Source organism: Aneurinibacillus sp. Ricciae_BoGa-3 (assembly GCF_028421645.1).
In the GTDB taxonomy this organism is placed as follows: Bacteria; Bacillota; Bacilli; order Aneurinibacillales; family Aneurinibacillaceae; genus Aneurinibacillus_B.
On sequence record NZ_CP116887.1, the window covers coordinates 2,015,010 to 2,035,370 of the forward strand.

At 38.9% G+C, this 20,361-nt stretch carries 19 protein-coding genes and 6 pseudogenes; 17 read left to right on the top strand and 8 right to left on the bottom strand.

The features are described 5' to 3' along the window. Positions 1–2: 2 nt before the first annotated feature. Both PP175_RS10270 and PP175_RS10275 read right to left on the bottom strand, forming a co-directional pair. Positions 3–680, bottom strand: a complete 678-nt coding sequence (locus PP175_RS10270) for a Crp/Fnr family transcriptional regulator (RefSeq protein WP_272442656.1) — start codon at positions 678–680, stop codon at positions 3–5. Then, positions 673–909 (bottom strand): glutaredoxin family protein, encoded by a 237-nt coding sequence (locus tag PP175_RS10275; RefSeq protein ID WP_272442657.1) that lies wholly within the window; start codon positions 907–909, stop codon positions 673–675. The genes PP175_RS10270 and PP175_RS10275 overlap by 8 nt, the downstream gene beginning before the upstream one ends. Positions 910–1,088: 179 nt before the next feature. Between PP175_RS10275 and PP175_RS10280 the strand changes: the two are divergent. The 13 genes and pseudogenes from PP175_RS10280 to egtD form a co-directional block, all read left to right on the top strand. Continuing rightward, positions 1,089–1,402 (top strand): annotated as a pseudogene (locus PP175_RS10280) (ATP-binding cassette domain-containing protein); the annotation flags it as partial. Between the two features lie 155 nt (positions 1,403–1,557). Further along, the gene (locus PP175_RS10285; RefSeq protein ID WP_272442658.1) at positions 1,558–1,689 is read left to right on the top strand and encodes a hypothetical protein; all 132 of its coding nucleotides are present in this window, start codon (positions 1,558–1,560) and stop codon (positions 1,687–1,689) included. Positions 1,690–1,708: 19 nt separating this feature from the next. Further along, positions 1,709–1,843 (top strand): hypothetical protein, encoded by a 135-nt coding sequence (locus PP175_RS10290; RefSeq protein ID WP_272442659.1) that lies wholly within the window; start codon positions 1,709–1,711, stop codon positions 1,841–1,843. A gap of 511 nt (positions 1,844–2,354) precedes the next feature. After that, positions 2,355–2,792, top strand: coding sequence for an OsmC family protein (locus PP175_RS10295; RefSeq protein WP_272442660.1), 438 nt, complete (start codon positions 2,355–2,357; stop codon positions 2,790–2,792). A 41-nt stretch (positions 2,793–2,833) separates the two neighbouring features. Then, on the top strand, positions 2,834–3,505 hold the full coding sequence (locus PP175_RS10300; protein WP_272442661.1) for a haloacid dehalogenase type II: 672 nt from the start codon (positions 2,834–2,836) through the stop codon (positions 3,503–3,505). A 76-nt stretch (positions 3,506–3,581) separates the two neighbouring features. Beyond that, positions 3,582–3,686: pseudogene (locus PP175_RS29875) on the top strand (Hg(II)-responsive transcriptional regulator); the annotation flags it as partial. Positions 3,687–3,708: 22 nt separating this feature from the next. After that, the gene (merA, locus tag PP175_RS10305) at positions 3,709–5,349 is read left to right on the top strand and encodes a mercury(II) reductase (protein WP_272442662.1); all 1,641 of its coding nucleotides are present in this window, start codon (positions 3,709–3,711) and stop codon (positions 5,347–5,349) included. A 353-nt stretch (positions 5,350–5,702) separates the two neighbouring features. Beyond that, a pseudogene (locus PP175_RS10310) lies at positions 5,703–6,942 on the top strand (dihydrolipoyl dehydrogenase family protein). A 161-nt stretch (positions 6,943–7,103) separates the two neighbouring features. Further along, complete coding sequence (locus PP175_RS29880) at positions 7,104–7,208, top strand: thioredoxin family protein (RefSeq protein ID WP_442870437.1); 105 nt, start codon at positions 7,104–7,106, stop codon at positions 7,206–7,208. 200 nt (positions 7,209–7,408) lie between these two features. After that, entirely contained in the window at positions 7,409–7,486 is a 78-nt protein-coding gene (locus PP175_RS29715; protein WP_334314210.1) for a hypothetical protein, read from the top strand. 91 nt (positions 7,487–7,577) lie between these two features. Continuing rightward, a complete protein-coding gene (locus PP175_RS29720) occupies positions 7,578–7,967 on the top strand; it encodes a DinB family protein (protein WP_334314194.1) in 390 nt (129 codons plus the stop codon). Further along, a pseudogene (egtB, locus tag PP175_RS10320) lies at positions 7,931–8,875 on the top strand (ergothioneine biosynthesis protein EgtB); the annotation flags it as partial. The gene PP175_RS29720 and the pseudogene egtB, both read left to right, overlap by 37 nt. Then, complete coding sequence (gene egtD / locus PP175_RS10325) at positions 8,872–9,855, top strand: L-histidine N(alpha)-methyltransferase (RefSeq protein WP_272442663.1); 984 nt, start codon at positions 8,872–8,874, stop codon at positions 9,853–9,855. The pseudogene egtB and the gene egtD, both read left to right, overlap by 4 nt. A 703-nt stretch (positions 9,856–10,558) precedes the next feature. Here the strand turns inward: egtD and PP175_RS10330 are convergent. The 3 genes and pseudogenes from PP175_RS10330 to guaC all read right to left on the bottom strand — a co-directional run. After that, positions 10,559–11,122, bottom strand: a pseudogene (locus PP175_RS10330) (malate:quinone oxidoreductase); the annotation flags it as partial. 1,073 nt (positions 11,123–12,195) lie between these two features. Further along, on the bottom strand, positions 12,196–13,629 hold the full coding sequence (locus tag PP175_RS10335; protein ID WP_272442664.1) for an amino acid permease: 1,434 nt from the start codon (positions 13,627–13,629) through the stop codon (positions 12,196–12,198). Between the two features lie 261 nt (positions 13,630–13,890). Beyond that, positions 13,891–14,874: a GMP reductase gene (gene guaC / locus PP175_RS10340; RefSeq protein ID WP_272442665.1), complete on the bottom strand. Its 984-nt coding sequence runs from the start codon at positions 14,872–14,874 to the stop codon at positions 13,891–13,893. Positions 14,875–15,318: 444 nt separating this feature from the next. On the opposite strand from guaC, the gene PP175_RS10345 reads away from it, so the two are divergent. After that, positions 15,319–15,990 carry a type 1 glutamine amidotransferase domain-containing protein gene (locus PP175_RS10345; RefSeq protein WP_272442666.1) on the top strand — a complete coding sequence of 224 codons (672 nt, stop codon included), beginning with the start codon at positions 15,319–15,321 and terminating at the stop codon, positions 15,988–15,990. Between the two features lie 379 nt (positions 15,991–16,369). Here PP175_RS10345 and PP175_RS10350 read toward each other — a convergent pair whose 3' ends face one another. Then, positions 16,370–16,657 (bottom strand): hypothetical protein, encoded by a 288-nt coding sequence (locus PP175_RS10350; RefSeq protein ID WP_272442667.1) that lies wholly within the window; start codon positions 16,655–16,657, stop codon positions 16,370–16,372. Between the two features lie 168 nt (positions 16,658–16,825). Between PP175_RS10350 and yjcZ (PP175_RS10355) the strand changes: the two genes are divergently transcribed. Together yjcZ (PP175_RS10355) and yjcZ (PP175_RS10360) are read left to right on the top strand one after the other, a co-directional pair. Next, the gene (gene yjcZ, locus PP175_RS10355; protein ID WP_272443236.1) at positions 16,826–16,909 is read left to right on the top strand and encodes a sporulation protein YjcZ; all 84 of its coding nucleotides are present in this window, start codon (positions 16,826–16,828) and stop codon (positions 16,907–16,909) included. 117 nt (positions 16,910–17,026) lie between these two features. Further along, positions 17,027–17,119 (top strand): sporulation protein YjcZ, encoded by a 93-nt coding sequence (gene yjcZ / locus PP175_RS10360; RefSeq protein WP_272442668.1) that lies wholly within the window; start codon positions 17,027–17,029, stop codon positions 17,117–17,119. An 82-nt stretch (positions 17,120–17,201) separates the two neighbouring features. Here yjcZ (PP175_RS10360) and PP175_RS10365 read toward each other — a convergent pair. Beyond that, a pseudogene (locus tag PP175_RS10365) lies at positions 17,202–17,466 on the bottom strand (IS3 family transposase); the annotation flags it as partial. Positions 17,467–17,498: 32 nt separating this feature from the next. Beyond that, entirely contained in the window at positions 17,499–17,720 is a 222-nt protein-coding gene (locus tag PP175_RS29885) for a helix-turn-helix domain-containing protein (protein WP_442870438.1), read from the bottom strand. Between the two features lie 1,160 nt (positions 17,721–18,880). On the opposite strand from PP175_RS29885, the gene PP175_RS10370 reads away from it, so the two are divergent. Further along, positions 18,881–20,182, top strand: a complete 1,302-nt coding sequence (locus tag PP175_RS10370) for a metal-dependent hydrolase family protein (protein ID WP_272442669.1) — start codon at positions 18,881–18,883, stop codon at positions 20,180–20,182. Positions 20,183–20,361: the final 179 nt, after the last annotated feature.

Below are 20,361 nucleotides of genomic sequence, written 5' to 3' on the forward strand. Positions count from 1 at the left end.
CTTTACTGTATATATTCTTGAGCTTTATTTGCATTTACCTCAATAGACATACGTCCTGTACGTATTATTTCCTCTTTTGATAATTGTTTTAGAATCATTGTAACTGACTCCCTCGTAGCTCCAACCATATTTGCCAGTTCCTGATGAGTCAAGGGAAAATCAATCTTATGATAGTTGCCATCTTTTATACCAAACTGCTTAGCTAACTTCATTAATAAATGAAGTACCCGGTCTCGTAAGTCTCCCAGAGCAAGCTGTTCAAGAAGGGCATCACGTTCTTTTAAGCGTTCACTTAATAATTTCAAAAAATTTAGTGCCAACTTAGGACGAGAGGTTAGAAACGTTTCAAACTGCTCTTTTCCTAAAGAACATAACAAGGTTTTCTCCATAGTTTCAATATAGATATCCCGTGTCCCCAATGAAAAGGAGTCAATTTCTCCGAAAATGTTTCCTTTGCCTAATATACCTAATGTAAACTGCTTTCCTTCCGCATTAACTTTATAAAGCCGGAGTTTTCCTTCCTTAACAATATACAGTCCTTCATGGAAGGTTTCTGGTGTTTGGATAAGTGTATGACTCTGTATAGTAGACATGGGACCCATCTTTTCAATTTCCATTAGATCTTCCATGGGTAGGGTATTAAATAGGCTAATTTGTGATAAATACCATAACTTATTCATTTTTCTCCTCCAGTACTTTTTCTATTTTGGCTCGTTCAAAAGTGTGAAAAACCTGATTTTCAATCACGATAAGCGGTGTGGCAATTCCTCCTAGTGTAATCATTTCTTTAAACCCTTCTTGATTGTACGTAACATTAATTTGCTTTACATTCAACTCTTTTTCAAAGAAGTATTGAATGGCTTCTCTGCATGAAAAGCAGTGATCACTTACATATATTTTTATTTCCATTTTGGATCACCCATATATAAAGGTTTATTTTATACATCATTATACTCTTCTTTTAGTTTTAACCTTTGTGAAGTAAATTACATTTAAAATTTTGTTGTTATGTAATCCATCTTACAGAGTAATCCCTCTAAAAATAAGTAAACAAATAATCATCCATTTTTAATGGAGGGAGGAAGCGAGTGTCGAATTTAGAGATTATTAATATAGAAAAGCATTATGGAAAGACAAAGGGGGATGCTTCCCCTCTCTTTTCGTTAAGGCCGGTGAGGTTGACTGTAGAGGAAGGGGAATTTTTTGCGTTGCTTGGTCCTTCCGGATGCGGAATAACAACACTACTGAAAGTAATGGAATTGAGTGGTGGTCAACAGCAGCGGTATCTCTAGCACGTGCCATTGTGTCTAAACCAAAATTGCTGCTTATGGATGAACCATTTAGTGCACTTGACCCTGGTCTACGTGATGAAATGAGGGAATTAGTGAAACGAATCCATCAGTAATATAAAATAACAATTTTGTTTGTAACGCATGACTAGGAAGAGCCGTAACCCATGATGCGTTATCTTACATAAAAGATAAATTTTCAGATGACAATCTAAGGACTCTTCAAGGGACCCTTACGGAAATTTCGTTTCGTAAAGGATTTTACCACATGAGCGTGGTAGGTTCTACTATTATCGACGTGCTTGAGAAACCGGGAGGAGCTTCATTTCCCAATCAAGGGGATTCCATTATGATCCACTTTGATATCCGGCAAGCTTGTTTTATTCCGCAATTTCACTAAAAGAAAGGAGGGAAGAATAATGCTTGATACACACGCAAGGCAATGGGTGCAACCCATAATTGCAGAAACAGCCAAATTCTTAATCAAACTGGGATTGACGGCAAATCAAGTCACATGGATTGCATTATTGCTTGGGGTGCAACCGGATTCTTAATTTATATAAGTCATCCGTATCTAGCGTTTATTATACTCTGGATATCCGGATATTTGGACGCGGTGGACGGTTCTATCGCTGCCGCATTGGCTGTTATGGACAACAGGAATTTTTTTGGTTGTTGAATTGTTTACGGCATTGCAACGTCTGATGGAAGCCAGGAGGATTTTAAAGAAAGGATAAATATGGCGTCGTCGTCACTCCTATTTTTAATGGTCAATCATAGTTACCGAGGAAAGGGAATGGGCTATTGTAATCTATCTTACAGAAGGAGTGCGAACAACTGTTTTATCATAAGAGAGAAGGAGGGCAATGAGCATGTTCGAAATTAACGGAAATCAATAGTATAGAAGATTGGAACACATCTCACTGGAATATTACCCGGAAAAACATCTCAGAAGTACTGGACTAAGTATCAGTGTGAATCTTTTATCTTCATCAGCAGGGATAAACTAAGTAGAGAATAACCATGATAAAAATGTAAAAAGTACGAATCACGGAGGAATATAAAATGCCAAAAATTATTGAAAGAGTGACTGCTGTTTCACAAGGTATGCAAACAAAAGTCCGTTCGAAAAATCATGAATTAATTATCGATGAACCCCCTGCGATGGGCGGAAAAGATACTGGATCTAACCCACTTGGAACGCTGCTTAGCGCGCTCGCTGGATGTGAAAATGTGATTGCAAATATGGTGGCCAAAGAAATTAACTTTGATCTACAAAGCATTGAATTTGATATCCGGGGTGAGTTTGACCCGCGTGGATTAATGGGTGATCCTAACGTTCGACCTTACTTTCAAAAAGTAACGATTAATGCAAAAGTGAAAACAAGCGAATCCGAAGAACGAGTACAAGAACTCCAGGAAAAAACCGATTTGCGCTGTCCGGTTTATACAACCCTAAAAGCGGCGAATGTGGACCTCGTACCCAATTGGGTAAAAGCCTAACACTTGCAAAAAAACTTTATTACCCTTTGAGGAGGCTCATAATGAGCATATCAGATGTAAAAACCATTATTTTTGACGTATATGGAACATTGTTTGACGTTCATTCTGTCATTCAGAAATGTGAGGAGCTTTATCCAGGACGGGGTCAACAAATTAGCGAGCTTTGGCGTACTAAGCAGCTTGACTATGCATTTACACGGCATATTATCGGGCGCTACCGTCCGTTTGACGAAATTACAAAAAATGCTCTTCAGTATGTTTGCGAGCAATTGGGGGTGTCACTTACCGGACAAAACGAACAGGAACTCCTGCAGGCCTATTTGAAACTTTCTCCGTATGAAGAAGTACCCCAGGCGCTCAAACAATTAGCAGGCAGTTATCAGCTTGCTGTTTTGTCAAACGGCTCACCTAGCATGCTTCTTCCGTTAGTGGAATATCACCAGCTCAACCCATACTTCAGCCAAGTTATTACTGTAGATGACGTGAAACAGTATAAGCCTTCACCTGCAGCTTATAACTATGCGTTAGAACAGTTAGACTGCAGAAGAGAAGAAGTCCTATTTCTTTCTTCGAACACATGGGATATTACAGGTGCAGCTAGTTTTGGATTCCAGACAGCTTGGGTAAATCGAAAAAATGCTGTGTTTGACTATATGGGTCAAAAACCGAAACAAATCATTTCTAATTTAGATGAATTAGTTAGCATTATGTAAACTGAAAGGCTTGCTATATTTATAGCAAGCCTTTCAGTTTTTTTATACAGTAAAAAGATATATATTGACCTTGTACTTAAGTGAAATTGACAAGTTTTTGGGTGTTATCGATCGGAATGAAGCAAAGTGCAGTGATATTTATGACTTCACGGTTAAGAAGTTAGAAGACATACAACGGGAATAAAGTGAAGGAGGAATTTAAAATGAAAAAATACCGAGTTAAAGTTGAAGGAATGACCTGTACGGGTTGTGAAGAGCATGTTTCTGTTGCTCTTGAAAACATAGGTGCAAAGAGTATTGAAGCAAATTTTCGCCGCGGGGAAGCTGTGTTTGAGTTACCAAATGATGTAGAGGTTGAAACAGCGAAAAAAGCAATCACTGAAGCAAATTATCAACCAGGAGCTGATGAAGAAATACAATCGCAAGAAAAAGTAGTGTTAGATGATGAAGGTGATTATGACTACATCATCATTGGTTCGGGTGGTGCAGCCTTTTCATCCGCTATTAAAGCCGTGGAATATGGCGCAAAAGTGGCGATGATCGAACGTGGAACGGTGGGTGGAACATGTGTTAATATCGGCTGTGTTCCTTCTAAAACCCTGTTAAGAGCAGGGGAAATCAATTATTTAGCGAAAAATAATCCGTTTATTGGATTACACACCTCAGCATCAGATGCTGATATAGCACTCTTACTAAAGCAAAAAAATGAATTGGTCACTGAGCTTCGTAATCAAAAGTATGTGAATTTAATTGATGAGTACGGTTTTGAATTAATAAAAGGTGAAGCAAGATTTGTAGATGAAAAAACAGTGGAAGTGAATGGCAAGCAAATCACTGCGAAACGATTTTTAATAGCCACAGGTGCTTCTCCATCTGTTCCAATTATTGCTGGGTTAGAGAATGTAGATTATTTAACAAGCACTTCTTTGCTGGAATTAAAAAAAGTTCCAAAGCGGCTTACGGTTATAGGCTCTGGATATATAGGCATGGAATTAGGACAACTATTTCATCATTTAGGTGCAGAAGTAACGTTGATGCAAAGAAGCGAGCGCCTGTTAAAAGAATACGATCCTGAAGTTTCGGAAGTCATTACGCAAGCATTTACAGAGCAAGGTATCAATGTAATGACCGGCGTAACCTATGAACGAATAGAACAAGATGGAGACATTAAAAAAGTTTATGTTGAGATAAACGGTAAAAAGCGAATTATCGAAGCAGAACAATTGCTAGTTGCAACAGGACGAACACCGAATACAGAAACCTTGAATTTACCAGAAGCTGGCGTTAAAGTTGGCTCCCGTGGTGAAATCGTTATTGATGAATATTGCAAAACTACTAATGCGCGAATTTATTCAGCTGGAGATGTAACACTTGGTCCACAATTTGTTTATGTAGCTGCTTATCAAGGTGGGCTTGCCGCGGATAATGCCATCGGAGGACTCAAACGAAAGGCAAATTTAGAAGTTGTTCCGGGTGTTACGTTTACTACTCCGTCGATTGCAACGGTTGGTATAACTGAACAACAGGCAAGAGAAAAAGGCCTTGAAATTAAAACATCCGTTTTGCCGTTAAATTCCGTACCAAGAGCACTCGTTAATCGGGAAACGACAGGTGTTTTTAAATTAATAGTAGATGCAAAAACTCTTAAAATATTAGGAGCTCACGTTGTTGCTGAAAATGCAGGAGATGTTATATATGCTGCGACATTGGCTGTAAAGGTTGGATTAACCGTGGAAGATATTCGGGACAGTCTTGCGCCTTATTTAACAATGGCTGAAGGATTAAAATTGGCAGCTCTCACTTTAGATAAGGACGTTTCCAAATTATCTTGTTGTGCAGGATAGTAATTCCTAAAAAAACATCCAATTAACAGTACAAGTTAATCTCCTAATATACAGGAAGCAAGGTTAAAATGATTTAGCGCACAATTACATTCTTTGAACAATTGAAACGTTACTTCAGGAAGTAAACGAATTAAGAAATCAGAAGTATCAGATGAATATCAAACGTTGGAAATAGATACATGTTGTTCACCGACAACGGATCGAAAAAGTCATTCCACCTTTGTTTTCTTTAAAATATACCTTACTACGGTATAGTAATTTATTGTGTTAGCTAATTTAACCAAAAAACCTCAGGAACACTCGGGTTGTTTGATGAAACGAGTCTAATACTAAACGTAAGGAGGGATTTACAAATGCTCACAGAGGCAACGGGTCGTCTGGAAACAGCTGATCATGTCGACCTGAATATAACGGGAATGACCTGTGCAGCTTGTGCCACCCGTATCGAGAAAAAGGTAGCGATGATTGACTCACGTCCGTTTAGTGGCACTTGTGCGCTCAGAGGGTGTGACCCTAAAAAAGTATTAGTAGGAGCTGCCGAAGCCATCGATTGGATACAAAGAATGAAAGGACGTGGCATCAGGTAGCCGTATTGATTGGAATGAATTAATGGAGTTTAAACGTAGCTTTACAGAGCCCGTTCCTGAAAAACGAGAAGATGGTTTAATTAAAGCTGGTATTCAAACGTTTCATGGTCGAGCAAAGTTTATCGGTGAAGACCAGATCCAAGTAGGGGATGACATTTTAAAGGGAAAATATATTTTAATTGCAACTGGCGCTAAACCGGTTCCTTTGCCAATAGAGGGAATTGAACATCTTACTTATAGCGACGAATTTCTAGAATTGGATGAACTACCTCAAAAAATCATTTTTATTGGAGGCGGCTTTTATCCTTTGAATTTGCTCATATCGCTGCGAGAGCTGACTCTGAAATTCATATTGTTCATCGCGGTCAACGCCCACTCGAACATTTTGATCCAGACCTGGTTGAATTATTAATGCAAAAATCGGAAGAAATCGGCATCACTTTGCATTTGGAAACTGAAGTGCAGGCGATTGAAAAACATGGGGATGGATTTATCGTACGAGGTGCTCAAAAAGGAAAAGAAGACATAAAATTAGAAGGCAATTTAATAGTTCATGGGGCAGGGCGTATCCCGGAATTAGAGGATATGGAATTAGCACGTGGAAATGTAGAACGAGAAAAAGACGGTATTATTGTGAATGTTTACCTTCAAAGTGTTAGCAATTCAAACGTTTATGCGGCGGGAGATGCGCCGGCGACTCCTGGTTTACCTTTAACCCCTATTGCTGGGATGGAGTCGCAAGTCGTTGCCTCAAATTTATTGAAAGGAAACCACTGTAAGCCCGATTATAAAGTAATGCCAACAGTTGTTTTTACCATGCAGCAGCTAAAGTAATTATCGATAAGAAGACTGATCATATTCTTGGAGCACATTTAATAGGTAATGAGGCCGATGAACTTATTAACCATTTTGCTACGGCGATTCACTTTAACTTACAACAAAAGATATTAAAAAAATGACATACGCTTATCCTACCAGTACTTCAGATCTGGGATATTTGTTATAAACTTATTCACTTGTGAGAGGCAGCGGAAATTAATTTGCGCAAATAACTAAAAGACTACCGAAGCTTTACTACATCATTTGTGAAGTACATTACATAAATACGTTAATATATATTGTACATTTATAAACGTGAAATAAATTTACATGAAGGATTCGAGGTTAATGCAAAAAATTTTGTCTGAACAAGAGTTTCAAAATAGAGTTAATCAAGAAACGTTAGTAGTAATGAAATTCACAACAACTTGGTGTCCAGATTGTAAAAATTAAATATGTTTATTGATGATATCGTGAGTGAAGATCAAATTAAACAATGGTATGAAATTGATCAAGATGAATTCCGTGAAATTGCTGAAAAATACAATGTGATGGGTAGACGCCTTTGGTGCAAATGTGCATTTATATGAAGAACTTGCAAAAGGAGTGTTGTACTTTCATTCTATCGTGGTGGTAGGTGCCCATACTGTAATTTGGAACTTCGAGCATACCAATGTGCTCTTGAAAAAATTCAGACTGAGGGAACTCAGTTAATTGTAAGATTAACATGAGGAGGCTTTGGGTAATAAAAATCTTGGTGTGTACCAAATGTAATATGAGAGGAATATCCAAACTTATTTGTATTCTACAGGGAGGTAAGAAATGAATTTGTCTTCTTTTGTTGGGGAAAGTTCCACTACGGTTAATTTATCCGGAAAGATAACTTCTACATATGTAAAGATACGACAGTTCACAGAACAGCTTGTGAAGCCTCTTGAGACGGAAGACTTTGTCATTCAATCTATGGAAGATGTGAGCCCGCCGAAGTGGCATCTAGCGCATACCACCTGGTTTTTTGAAACATTTGTATTAAAGCCTCATCTGAAAAATTTTAAGGAGTTTAACCCGGCATTCAGCTATCTTTTCAACTCCTATTATGAAACAGTAGGCACTTTTTTCCGCGCCATTCCCGTGGTAACCTCTCTCGTCCCACTGTATCTGAAGTTTTTGCATACCGAGAATTTGTGGATGAACATATGCTTGATTTTATAGAAGGTGCAGACGAAAGAGTATACAGAAAAATTAAATCTATTGTGGAACTCGGCTTACATCATGAACAGCAGCATCAGGAATTGCTATTAACGGATATAAAGTACAACTTTTTCATTAATCCGCTTAGACCGGTGTACTCTTCAAAAAGGGATAGTTTCCAAAATAGTGAAATCCCTTTTACTTGGTATGACTTTGAAGGGGGACTTGTGGAGATTGGATATGAAGGCACAAACTTCTCATTTGATAATGAAGGACCAAAGCATAAAGTATGGTTACAACCTTATCGACTTGCTTCTCGGCCGATAACTAACGGAGAATTTATAGAATTTATTGAAGATGGTGGGTATAAAGACGCGAAAAATTGGTTGTCTGATGGTTGGGCCGAAATGAAACAAACAGGATGGGAGGCACCACTGTACTGGGAAAAAGTTGATGACGAATGGTACTCCTTTACTTTATCTGGTTTCCAGAAAGTCAATCTGCATGAACCAGTATGTCATGTGAGTTTTTATGAGGCGGACGCATTCGCCCGCTGGTCTAAGAAGCGGCTACCCACTGAGGCTGAATGGGAGTACGCCTTTTCTCATGTGAGACAGGAGGGCAACTTCGTGGAATCTGGTTATTATCAACCGATTTCTTTCGTTGATTCTGAGGAGACAGGCCTAAGCAAAGGGTTTGGAGATGTGTGGGAATGGACACAAAGTCCATATACACCGTATCCTGGAAGCAAGCCTTTGGAAGGAGCGCTTGGTGAATATAATGCAAAATTTATGTGCAATCAAATGGTCCTGCGAGGGGGTTCATGCGCGACATCTTCATCTCATATTCGCCTGACCTATCGCAATTTTTTTCAGCCTGAAAAGCGCTGGCAGTTTAGTGGATTTCGTTTAGCGGAGGATTTACGATGACACAATCTAATAGTACGGTGAAGATTTACGATTTCTATCCTTCTTTCGCAAGTTTTAAAACGGAAATATTGGATGGATTACGCAAACCACAGAAGGAGATTCACGCTAAATTTTTTTATGATAAACTCGGTTCGGAGTTATTTGAAGAAATTACAATGTTAGATGAATATTATCCTACGAGGACAGAGATTTTTATATTGGAACAGTATAAGAAGGAAATTGCATCTATGGTAGGAATCGATTCCATCTTAATAGAATTCGGGAGCGGGAGTAGTAAAAAGATAAGGATTTTACTGGATGAATTACCAGATTTGACAGCCTATATGCCTATTGATATTTCTAAAGAGTATTTAGAAGAATCTACAGAAATATTAGCACATCATTTTCCAAATTTGCCTATCGTAGCGGTTTGCGCTGATTACACAGAGCTGCTACATTTACCGGACATTAAGCACGCCGCAAGGCAAGTCGCTTTTTTCCCTGGTTCAACAATCGGTAATTTCGAACCGTTAGCTGCGCAAAAATTTCTAAGAAGGGTATCTAGAACATTAAAAAAAGGGGATGGGATGATTATTGGAGTGGATTTAAAGAAGGATCCTTCTGTCCTTCATGCCGCCTATAACGACGCGAAAGGAATAACAGCAGAATTTAACAGTAATCTTTTACGAAGAATCAATCGAGAATTGAACGCAGATTTTATTTTAGATAACTTTCGGCACCATGCTTTCTATAACAAGGAATTTGGCCGTATTGAAATGCATCTAATTAGTTTAACTGACCAAACAGTACGAGTAGCAAACGAAAACATTTCTTTCACGAAAGGTGAAACTATACACACTGAAAATTCTTATAAGTATTCTATAATGGAATTTCAGGATATGGTGAGAAACAATGGATTTTTTCCTGAAAAGGTTTGGATAGATCCAAACAATTTATTTGGTGTTTTTTATTTGGGCGTTTCGCATAATTCTTGCGTATAGAGCTGTAAGACTGTATTCAGGTCAACATCTTGGACACAAAGAAGTTAAGTTTTATACTAATTGTTTGATTTCATCTTCAATGGCTTGTGGGGTTTTGTACCCGAAGCTGCTGTGTATCTTCTTCTGTTGTACCAGCTTTCAATGAACCGATAGATGGCTAGTTTGGCAGAAGAATAGTCTATGTATGATTTACTTTTTCTTTCTTAAAAATAGCATGAAAAGATTCAATATAGGAATTATCATAAGGGCATCCCTTTTGATTTAAGGATTACATGATACCAAGGGATAAACGAAGTATGAACTGACCACTGTATACTGAGAACCTAGATCAGAGTGAAAAAGTAAGCCTTCAGCGGGCTTCTGGGCATCATAAGCGTTTGTAAATGCTTGTAAGATCACTTCAGCCGTCAACATTTATCGAATTGACTTCTGTCGACTAAACCAATAAACGTACTTGAAAAAACTAAAGGAAGCATAAATTTGCCAAAACGGCAATTTATGCTTCCTTTCACGTACGGGTTTTTCGGTTATTCCGGATTTGCCAATTTTACTGATACGGCATTGCTGATTTGTCTTCCTATGGACATTGTGTTTCCGTAATAAATATAAGTGTAAGGAAATGTCTGAACATACAGAAGAACCGTCCCCCTGTATCCGGCATGGTCGTGACAAATAAGGACCATCTATATGCGTATGCGTACTGTTTTTTATCCGCTAAGCCAAGCGTCTGCGCTGTTGAAGTATGAATTTCGTGGATAAGCTCTGGGTTTTTCAATAGTGACACGCCAAAAGAAGGGATCATTTCTTTTATTTTCGGTTCCCACGCTTTTATATGTTGCGGGAAGCATTTTTTAATTAACTCAAGCATCACGAAAACGGCGGTAGAAGCACCCGGAGAAGCGCCGAGCAATGCAGCTATCGAGCCATCAGCGGCACTAATAACTTCCGTACCAAATTGAAGCGTTCCTTTGCCAGCAGCAGTATCTTTGATAACTTGCACATGTTGGCGCGCTACCACTATATCCCAATCCTCGCTTTTGGCGTTCGGGATAAACTCGCGTAACTCTTCCATGCGTTTTTCTTTCGATAACATAACTTGCTGGATCAGGTATTTTGTCAATGGAACGTTTTTTGCGCCCGCTGCCAACATAGTTAAGACATTATCCGGTTGTACGGAACCTAACAAATCAAATATTGAACCGGTTTTTAAAAACTTTGGTGAGAAGCCGGCAAACGGTCCAAAGAGCAACGATTTTTTATTGTCAACAGTGACCCCAAAGTCGCACTCATGATTCCGGCGCCAATTAAGATAACGTCTGTTCTAGTTTGTCTGTTACTCATTTTGACCGTCCTTACCCTAAGATTTGCAGGATGTAGGCGCTCCCGCTTAGGCGCTACAGCAACCCAGGCGCGACCTAGTCACACACCTTTTCTGGATCAATTATAACTCTATCATAGTGTAACACTATGATTTATAGATTAAAAATATTTTTTAGTACTATATGGTAGTTATTAGCTATTTAAAATCTGGTAAATTTCGGCGGTGACATACTGTTGCAGTTAAGAATATTGTTGAAAAGCTTGACTCAAGAAGGTATAATATTTATTTTTAATTGAAATTTCAGTAATTATCCTGTATAACTAACCAAATTCTTTTCTTAGCCCACTGTGGTTACTAGTTTTTGATATTTTTATATACTCATTTAAAAATTCATAAAATTTTAACGGCAAGCAAATTTAGTTATGTAACTATCTTCTTGTTCCCCTTTACTTAGTACCCTAATTCTTTAAAAAGTGTCATTTTCCATAAATGAGCTTCGTGTATTCCCGTCATATTACTTAGAAAGGAGAGACTAATTTCCCGGGGTTAATCAAATGTAAATTTACAGATTTTTTAGTATTTCCTTTTACTAATTTTAGTTTATTGTATATTAAGAAATTTGAGGTGTACCTGTTTTCTTTAGTTAGACGAATTAGATAGCTCCCTAAACTTTCATCATCATACGGAATAAGCGTTAATAAAAATCTCACAATTTGGCACCTATCATAGAATCTCTCAATTACCGTTAATCATTTTGTGTAAATAATGTTACTTAAAGCATAACTTTGCCTCTTCGGCAAGGTTATAATTTAAAATTAGAGTCGGGAGCATCAGCTGCCATTGCTGCATCGTTTTTCCGGAACAGATGGTCCACGGGCATAAAATCCAAAGTAATTACATTCATTTGATGTAGTCCTTCGAGCGAATGTTTCGAAAGCATGTGATTTTCTGCTCCTTAAAAAAGCTTGTAGATCTGCCTAAAAGTTAGGCTTTTCTACAAGCTAAGAGGGATGCCCTTTTTACGTGGTTTGCTTCTGAAGTTGTTGTTCGGTTTTTGTCATTGAGGTTTTAGGAATCTTCATAAACGGGTACAGGATGATGCCTACAACGTACAAGCCAACACCAAGCAGGAACGTTTTCATGTCAGACATGCCCGCCTTGATAACGTAAATCGCGTACGCGGTTCCGAGAACGGCAATGATGCCATCAACCAAACGGCCTTCCCCGTTTTTGTAAGTCTCGCCCGTAAGCACCAGCTCCAACTGATAAATAGCCGATGCTGCATACGGAACGAGGTAGGCGAGCGTCGCCACTTGTACAACAAAGTTAAATGCGTTGCTGACCGTATCCGAAATCGTTGAGAAAAGGAAGAGTTGGGAGAACGCGTTCGTAATGATTAGAGAAGCTACTGGAACGCCCTTTTTGTTTTCTTTCAAGAAAGCTGGAGGGAAAAGCCCTTGCTTGGCTGCTTGATACGGCACTTCCGCACTTAGGAAAATCCATCCGATTGTCGTCCCGGTTAATGCGATTAGGTCAAAAACCGCCATGACATAGCTAACATTGTGACCGACCACTTTTTGCAAAGCGTCCACGAGTGGTTTGTCTGCTTTCATCAGTTCGCTTTGCGTCAGGATTCCCATGACCAGCATGGTAATGCCTACATAGATGACGAGGGAAATAATGAGGCCGAGAACGGTCGCTTTCTTGATGTGAGACTGTTGTTTGGCACGTTTTGAGAACATGACGGCCGATTCGATACCGACAAATGCCCAAAGTGTTGAGACTGCAGCATTGTTGACCTGGCCAAGAAGGCCAAGGGCTGCTCCGCTTTGATCTGTACGCGTCTGCATGAGCGGCAACATATTGGTTTTTTGGAACGCAAAAAGCGTGAAGCAAATGAAAATCATAAATCCAACCACTTTTGCTGCCGTAGCCACAAAGTTGATGCGGCCTGTTTCTTCGACGCCGCGAAGAATAATGGCGTTCATCACCCAAAGCATTGCTGTGCAGATGAGGAAGGTGATCAACCCGCCAACTTTCACTGTCAGAGAGCCGATGGTGAACAGTTTGGCATTGCTTGTCATGATTGGGAAGAACGTAGAAAGGTATCCGATAAATGTTGTCAGAACTGCGACATTACCTGTCACGTTTGCAATCCAATAGCCCCATGACACGACATATCCCGATATCACTCCAGCACCCGATCCATCAGGGAAAAGTGCTTTGGCGTACATTTGAACGCCTCCGTTTAGCTCAGGCTTGCGTATGGATAAATTCCCGAACACAAGAGAAAGCATCAAAACACCAGCCCCTGTCAAAAGCCATGCGAGCAAGACGCCTGTCGGGCTTGCCGCTTTTGCAAGCGATTGTGGTAACATAAAGATACCGGACCCGACCATGTTCCCGACAACCAGTGCTGTCAGAAGCCAAAGGCCCAGTTTGTTGCTTTTCATCTATAACTCCTCCTTGTATTTTTCTCCAATGATGTGCATAATCTTGCAACTGTTTTATTCTACTCTACCGCACTAAAGGATTCAACACCATTCGACAAATTGGAAAATCCTTCGGATATTTATATCGGGGAGATTATTGAAAATCATAAATGATGGGCTTCAAGGCGACTGACTCCCGAAATTACATCACTTCAATAAAAATGGTCAACCAGAAAAAACTGGCTGACCTTATAATACGATGGTAAGTTTTGGTCTGAACTTTTAATAAACCTTATCACCGTTAAAGATTGAATTCTTAACTACCACATAATCTACATTACGAATTGCTTCTAACTTGTTTCCTCCTGCATAAGAAATAGAGGATTGAAGATCTTGCTCCATCTCTAGCAAAGTATCTCTTAGAGGCCCTTTATGTTCCACAAATATTTTTTTCCCTTCTACATTTTTTCTTTCACCTTTTTGAAATTCCGAAGCTGAACCAAAGTATTCTTTATAAAGTTTTCCATCTTTCTGAATTGTTTCTCCTGGAGATTCTTCATGTCCAGCAAATAATGAACCAATCATCACCATAGATGCACCAAATCTAATTGATTTAGCTATATCACCATGTGTTCGAATGCCCCCATCTGCAATAATTGGTTTACTTGCTGCCTTTGCACACCAACGTACTGCAGCTAATTGCCAACCTCCCGTTCCAAATCCGGTTTTAATTTTAGTGATACATACCATTCCAGGTCCAATGCCTACTTTTGTAGCATCTGCACCGGCATTTTCCAATTCTCTCACTGCTTCTGGAGTTCCGACATTTCCAGCGATAACAAAGCTTTGCGGTAAGTATTTCTTAATATGCTGAATCATCTTGATCACTGCATTGGAATGACCATGTGCAATATCAATCGTAATGTATTCCGGTGAAAGATTTTCTTCTGCTAATCGCTGTATGAATCTATATTCTTCATCTTTGACTCCAACACTAATAGATGCAAATAATCCACGTGATTTCATATCTTTAATAAAAGATATCCGCTTCTCTGGTTCAAAACGATGCATAATGTAAAAGTAACCATTTTTCGCCAAGTAAATTGAAATTTTTTCGTCTATAATAGTCTGCATATTTGCAGGCACCACAGGCAATTTAAATTTACGACCGCCAAAGGTTACAGTCGTATCACACTCAGAACGACTATTTACCACACTTTTTGCTGGAATCAATTGTATATCTTCGTAATCAAACACATTTTCCATGAATACACCCCTAAAGACGATTAAAAGTTAGTTAAACAAATGAATTCCTACATTTGGTAACCTACAATATTTTTATCAGTATGTCAAAGTTTTTTTATATTGCCATTAGGGCAACTACCGTCAAACAGTCTACTTGTTCTAATTCAATTGTTCACTGCTTCTCTTGTTTTTTCACCTTCTTCAGTAAAATCCCCCGAGAAGGAGGATGGGCAACATACCCTAAAAATCAAGGTTGCTTTTCCTTTTTTCACTTTTTTAGATCATTCTGTCACCAAGACCCTTAACTTTTTTGTGTCCAAGTTACTGACCTAAATCCAGATTTGCATCAGTTTTTTTTGAACTGACCAAATGTTTGATGAGTTAAGGTAAAGGGCTGCTATTCAATGCATACATAGAGTATGAAAAGGGTAAGAATTATACGTAGTAACAAAGGAGGTGTTTGTGATGGCTGATAATAAGCGGATTCTCATGGTAGTCACCAACCATACCAAAATTACGGATGATCATAAAACTGGTCTTTGGTTAGAGGAATTTGCTGTACCCTATAACGTTTTTAAAGAAAAAGGCTATAAGGTAAAAGTGACCAGTATTCAAGGCCGGGAAGTTACACTGGATCCAACCAGTATTTCAGAAGAAAAAAATGCTGCTTGGGCTGCAGCGGAAGAAGAGTTAAAAAACACGGTAAAATTAAGCAGAGAGGATGCTAAAGGGTTTGATGCGATATTCCTACCGGGTGGGCACGGAACGATGTTTGATTTCCCTGACAATGAAACCTTACAATATGTTCTTCAGGAATTCGCAGAGGATGGCAAAGTAATTGGCGCTGTTTGTCATGGCCCCGCTGGTCTTGTAAATGCAACATATAAAGATGGAACACCAATAGTCAAAGGAAAAACGATAACTGCCTTTACAGATAGTGAAGAAAGAGAGATGCAATTGGATCGGCATATGCCATTTTTACTTGAATCAAAGCTGCTTGAAAAGGGCTGTAACTTTGTTTCCGGCGAAAATTGGTCTGACTTTTCAGTTGGTGATGGGAAATTGGTAACAGGGCAGAATCCACAATCAAGCAGAAGTACAGCAGAAAAAGTGGTTGGAGCAATTGAAAACCGATAAAATTTACATCCGATAATTTATCAATTGACAAGGCAGCTCTCCAATGGATTAGGAGAACTGCCTTTTTGTTTTTTACAATGGGCAAATAACAGAGACAGAAGTATAAATAATGTACCTAATTATACCTTGGCTAATGATTTTGTACTGAGATTCTCCGTAACATATTAAGCTATATACATTCGTCTAGCACTCGTCCGCACCTGCCCGTGTACAATAAATGAAATTTACAACCTTTACAAAAGGGAGGCGATAGTATGGGTTTTGATTATGAAACGTGATTTACCTGACATATTTAATCAGTGTGATTACCCATAAAATCAAGAAATTTCCTCAAGGTAAAATGATGAAATTGAACAATATTAGTCGAAGATGAAATAGCTTAAATGAAGAATAGGAATGGAAGTAGAAAAGCAAACGGGAAGAAAAAGCGACGGAAACCTCGTCCTCTAAAAAAATCTTGCGCTTCTACAACCTCTTCTGCTTTTACTTTTACGTTATCTTCCATGAGTTTAATTGAGGGATGTTGAACGTTATAAAAATCAGGTAGCAATACGGTAATTCCTTTTTTATTTATGCTTTCAATTTTTCCATGGAAAGAACCGGACTTAGTATGAATTATCGTCCATTTCCCCATGTTTCCTTTTATCACTAGACGCAGATCTGGCATTCTATCATCCCTTTTTATTATCGAATTAAGTTGCAATACATACTATTCCAATTAATATGGACAAGTGTTAGGTGATTGCCTTTATTAAAGGTCTATAGTTAAAATGTGTGTTTCCCTCTAGGACCCTGTCTACATACTTGCGTAGTTTGTTAAAGGGGAGGCGATAGTATGGACTGTGATTATGAAAGGGGAATCGAGATTGTTCTGGTTCTGTTTATTCTTCTAGTTATCATCGCATGTTCATGTAACTGATTTGGCAAAAACAGGCTATTCCATATTTATAATCATGGTATTCGTCTAACACTCGTCCATAATCATCTGCGTAGTATATATTGTAGTTCAATAACTTTAAACCTAGGAGGTCATACTATGGGATTCTTTGGTTGTGGAGAAAGTGGAATTGCGTTCATTCTGGTTCTGTTTATTCTCTTAGTTATTATTGCGTGTGCATGTGAAAACTAATTGCGATAACTAGGAGATAAAGAAAGCCCACTCCGTTTGAACTGCCCCCTGTCAAGTAGATAGCGGAAATAAATAAACGTAACTAGGCGGCTTTAGCCCTGTATTCTAAGGGGCTAAGGCCGTTTAGTCTTTTTTGTAATCGTTCATGATTATAAAATTGTATGTATTCCTTTGGCTTCCACTGCTAAATCTAGGGTTTTAAACACCAACGCATTATTATTGGATGTACCTAATACATAGCTTACAATTGACCCATCGTGTAAATCTAAAATCGCACTTAAATAAGCCTTCTGTGAGGCCCCGTACTTCATTTTGGTCACATCTGTTAGCCATTTCTCATTTTCTCGCTGGGTCTTCTCTACAGGGATTAACTCTGTCTCTACCTTACGGTGGTCTCGCTTATCTTTAAGACACTGGAACCATGAAGTCCATCCATTCCATACGTTTGAAATCGATAGACCCATTCGTTGCTTGTTCTTTTAGATATATTGTATTCACGACAGAAGTCTGGAACCGAGGTTTGTCTGTTCTGATACGCGACAATTAACGCGTACTTTTCTTGTACAGAATAAGCAATTTTGGCAATAGAAAAAGCCCCCAATAAAGTAAACAGATTGTTATTATTTCAGCTGTCTACTTTATTGGGAGCATATCAGTTGAGGTGGGCTTTTTACTTTTAAGTGCTTTTTTAATTTGGTTGCCTTCTATTGCGTGTTTTTGAAATAGAAGTATCGAGCACGAATCTTATGAGATAGCCCTGACACCAGTTGAAACGCTTCTACATAACTTGTAATGTCACCGAAAAACTCATGCCACTCCCAACAAACCTCTTTTATCCAAAGGGGTTTGTTGCGTTCAGTGTCATTTCAAATAGATGTAAACGCCCTTCCATTTTAAAACTGTGGTCTCAACCTGTGTGAGTAGTATAAATGGTAGTTCCAGTGAGTTTACATTGGAGGCCATACAATGGGATTCTTTGCTGAAGAACGAGCATTTTCGTTCATTCTGGTTCTTGCGTTGTATTTATCGCTTACCGTACATTTATGAGTAACAGTAAAAATAGGGGAGTGCCTTAGCGCTCGTTTAAACCCTTCTACATAGCATGTTAGTATCCTACGAGCAGGATAAAGAGTACCAGAATTGAACCGAACGATATGCCGCCCAACCAAAAGCCTCTTTATAAATAAAAAGGGGTTATTGGTGTTCAGTGATCTATTGGATTTTTAAAGTATGGGCATTCGTCTAGTACTAGTCCATAAGCATATTAGTATGGAATTGTAATTGAATCTTTGTCTATGGGAGGAGATAGTATGAGTTTTTTTGGTGAAAGGCCATGCCGACGACATCCGGTGATTCAGGTAATTCTATTGATCGAGTATATTTTATTATAAAATTCACAATTGACTGAATATTTTAACGTATGGTAATATGAAATCACCAACTAAAATCTATATTACGAGAAAATCTTTGAAGTTAATTCATTATTTTTCGTGTAATATCTGGTTCGCTTTATCTACTTGCTTGAAAAGTTCAAATAGGTATATCTTTTGAGCAAGTATAATACAAATAAATGAAAGGGGTTACATAAATGAAAACAGATGTGTTTGCAATTGTTTATTGATTGAAGGTTTATATGAAAAGGGGTGATTTATTGAGGGGTTGCTTAATGGTAAAGCGCTTAAAACAGATTGGCCATTCTGATATATCAGATATCGGATATTAGTTTATGACCTTTATAAATTTTATCAGGGAGGAATCTTGATGGAAAATAGGCGTGTTTTAATGGTGAATGGGACTATCTTTGATGGACGGGGAGGAGATCCTGTAAATGGTGGCATTTTGGTTGAAGGCGACAAGATTGTCAGAGTTGGTTCCACAGAAGACCTTTTGCGGGAGGTAACTGAGGACGTACCCCGTATCGATCTTAGTGGTCGTTTTGTTATGCCTGGCCTAGTTGAAGCTCATGCTCATTTGTCTTATTCTGGGGCAAACAGCGTTCAAGATCTCGATCTCAATTCTCCCGTTGAAGAAACAGTAGTAAACGCAATGCTTAACGCAAAAATCATGCTCCGCTCTGGTTATACGTCGGCAATTAGTTTCGGAAGTATCTCCCGAGTAGATGTTGCGATACGTGATGCGATTCAGGTAGGGAAAATTGAAGGTCCCCGCTATCTTGCATGCGGACGAGATCTTACTGCAACGGGAGGCATGCCTGATTGGAATCCTGATTATTTAAAACTTGGAATGGAAGGGCTAGGAATAAAAGCGGATGGGCCTTGGGAATTAAGAAGAGCAGTAAGAAGCATTCGAAAGAGTGGGGCTGATGTAGTTAAGATTTATATCGATGGAGAAGGAATGCTTGATAATGATCAACCCGGTGAATTAACGTATACCGAAGAAGAGGTATGTGCTGCTGTGGACGAGGCACATCGCCGCGGTCTGTTGGCGGTTTGTCATGCACGTGAGGCGGAAGCCGTAAGGATAGCGGTAAAAGCTGGAATGGATATTATTGGTCACGCAAACGTGCTTGATGATGAGACGGTAGAACTCCTAAGAAGTGTAAGGGATCGAATCTTTGTAGTACCGGCTATTGAATGGCATGTAGGGCTTTACGAACGCGGGGCAGAGTTTGGTGTTTCACGAGAATTTCTAGATGCTACAGGATATCAGGAAGAAATAAATGAAACCGTTTCCAGTGTTAAAAGAATGAAAGAAGCAGGTGTGCGTGTTCTACCCGGTGGCGATTTTGGCTTTAATTGGTCACCCCATGGTACTTACGCTCGTGATCTCCAGAATTTTGTCGAGTATTTCGGATATACTCCTAAGGAAGTTCTTCTTGCAGCAACCAGGGACGCTGGGGCCGCAATGAAACCACGAGGAATGATCGGAACACTAGAATCAGGTAAGTTTGCAGATCTCATTGTAGTTGAAGGGAATCCATTAGAGGATGTAAGGATATTACAAGAAACAGAACGAATCGTCGGGGTAATGAAAGCTGGAAAATGGTATCACAACGACTTCATCCGGTCCATACAACCAATGGTTGGTGATTTAGTTCTGTAGACGCGGTTACTAGATTTTATACGGTTAATATCGGTGTAAAGGCCGGCATTAACCGTATATTCTAAATAGTCTTCAGATGTTTCCTTCAAATTAATGGAGAGTAAAAGATTACCTATCCAGAAGAAGTTAACTAAGCGAAAGCCTATGTGTTATAACCTAAGTGGTGTAAGTGTCGGTTC

What these genes read in the sequence shown, in the direction of transcription:
- PP175_RS10270 (WP_272442656.1), bottom strand. Translation starts at nt 680, where the DNA reads ATGAATAAGTTATGGTATTTATCACAAATTAGCCTATTTAATACCCTA.
- PP175_RS10275 (WP_272442657.1), bottom strand. Translation starts at nt 909, where the DNA reads ATGGAAATAAAAATATATGTAAGTGATCACTGCTTTTCATGCAGAGAA.
- PP175_RS10285 (WP_272442658.1), top strand. Translation starts at nt 1,558, where the DNA reads ATGAGCGTGGTAGGTTCTACTATTATCGACGTGCTTGAGAAACCGGGA.
- PP175_RS10290 (WP_272442659.1), top strand. Translation starts at nt 1,709, where the DNA reads ATGCTTGATACACACGCAAGGCAATGGGTGCAACCCATAATTGCAGAA.
- PP175_RS10295 (WP_272442660.1), top strand. Translation starts at nt 2,355, where the DNA reads ATGCCAAAAATTATTGAAAGAGTGACTGCTGTTTCACAAGGTATGCAA.
- PP175_RS10300 (WP_272442661.1), top strand. Translation starts at nt 2,834, where the DNA reads ATGAGCATATCAGATGTAAAAACCATTATTTTTGACGTATATGGAACA.
- merA (WP_272442662.1), top strand. Translation starts at nt 3,709, where the DNA reads ATGAAAAAATACCGAGTTAAAGTTGAAGGAATGACCTGTACGGGTTGT.
- PP175_RS29880 (WP_442870437.1), top strand. Translation starts at nt 7,104, where the DNA reads ATGCAAAAAATTTTGTCTGAACAAGAGTTTCAAAATAGAGTTAATCAA.
- PP175_RS29720 (WP_334314194.1), top strand. Translation starts at nt 7,578, where the DNA reads ATGAATTTGTCTTCTTTTGTTGGGGAAAGTTCCACTACGGTTAATTTA.
- egtD (WP_272442663.1), top strand. Translation starts at nt 8,872, where the DNA reads ATGACACAATCTAATAGTACGGTGAAGATTTACGATTTCTATCCTTCT.
- PP175_RS10335 (WP_272442664.1), bottom strand. Translation starts at nt 13,629, where the DNA reads ATGAAAAGCAACAAACTGGGCCTTTGGCTTCTGACAGCACTGGTTGTC.
- guaC (WP_272442665.1), bottom strand. Translation starts at nt 14,874, where the DNA reads ATGGAAAATGTGTTTGATTACGAAGATATACAATTGATTCCAGCAAAA.
- PP175_RS10345 (WP_272442666.1), top strand. Translation starts at nt 15,319, where the DNA reads ATGGCTGATAATAAGCGGATTCTCATGGTAGTCACCAACCATACCAAA.
- PP175_RS10350 (WP_272442667.1), bottom strand. Translation starts at nt 16,657, where the DNA reads ATGCCAGATCTGCGTCTAGTGATAAAAGGAAACATGGGGAAATGGACG.
- yjcZ (WP_272443236.1), top strand. Translation starts at nt 16,826, where the DNA reads ATGGACTGTGATTATGAAAGGGGAATCGAGATTGTTCTGGTTCTGTTT.
- yjcZ (WP_272442668.1), top strand. Translation starts at nt 17,027, where the DNA reads ATGGGATTCTTTGGTTGTGGAGAAAGTGGAATTGCGTTCATTCTGGTT.
- PP175_RS10370 (WP_272442669.1), top strand. Translation starts at nt 18,881, where the DNA reads ATGGAAAATAGGCGTGTTTTAATGGTGAATGGGACTATCTTTGATGGA.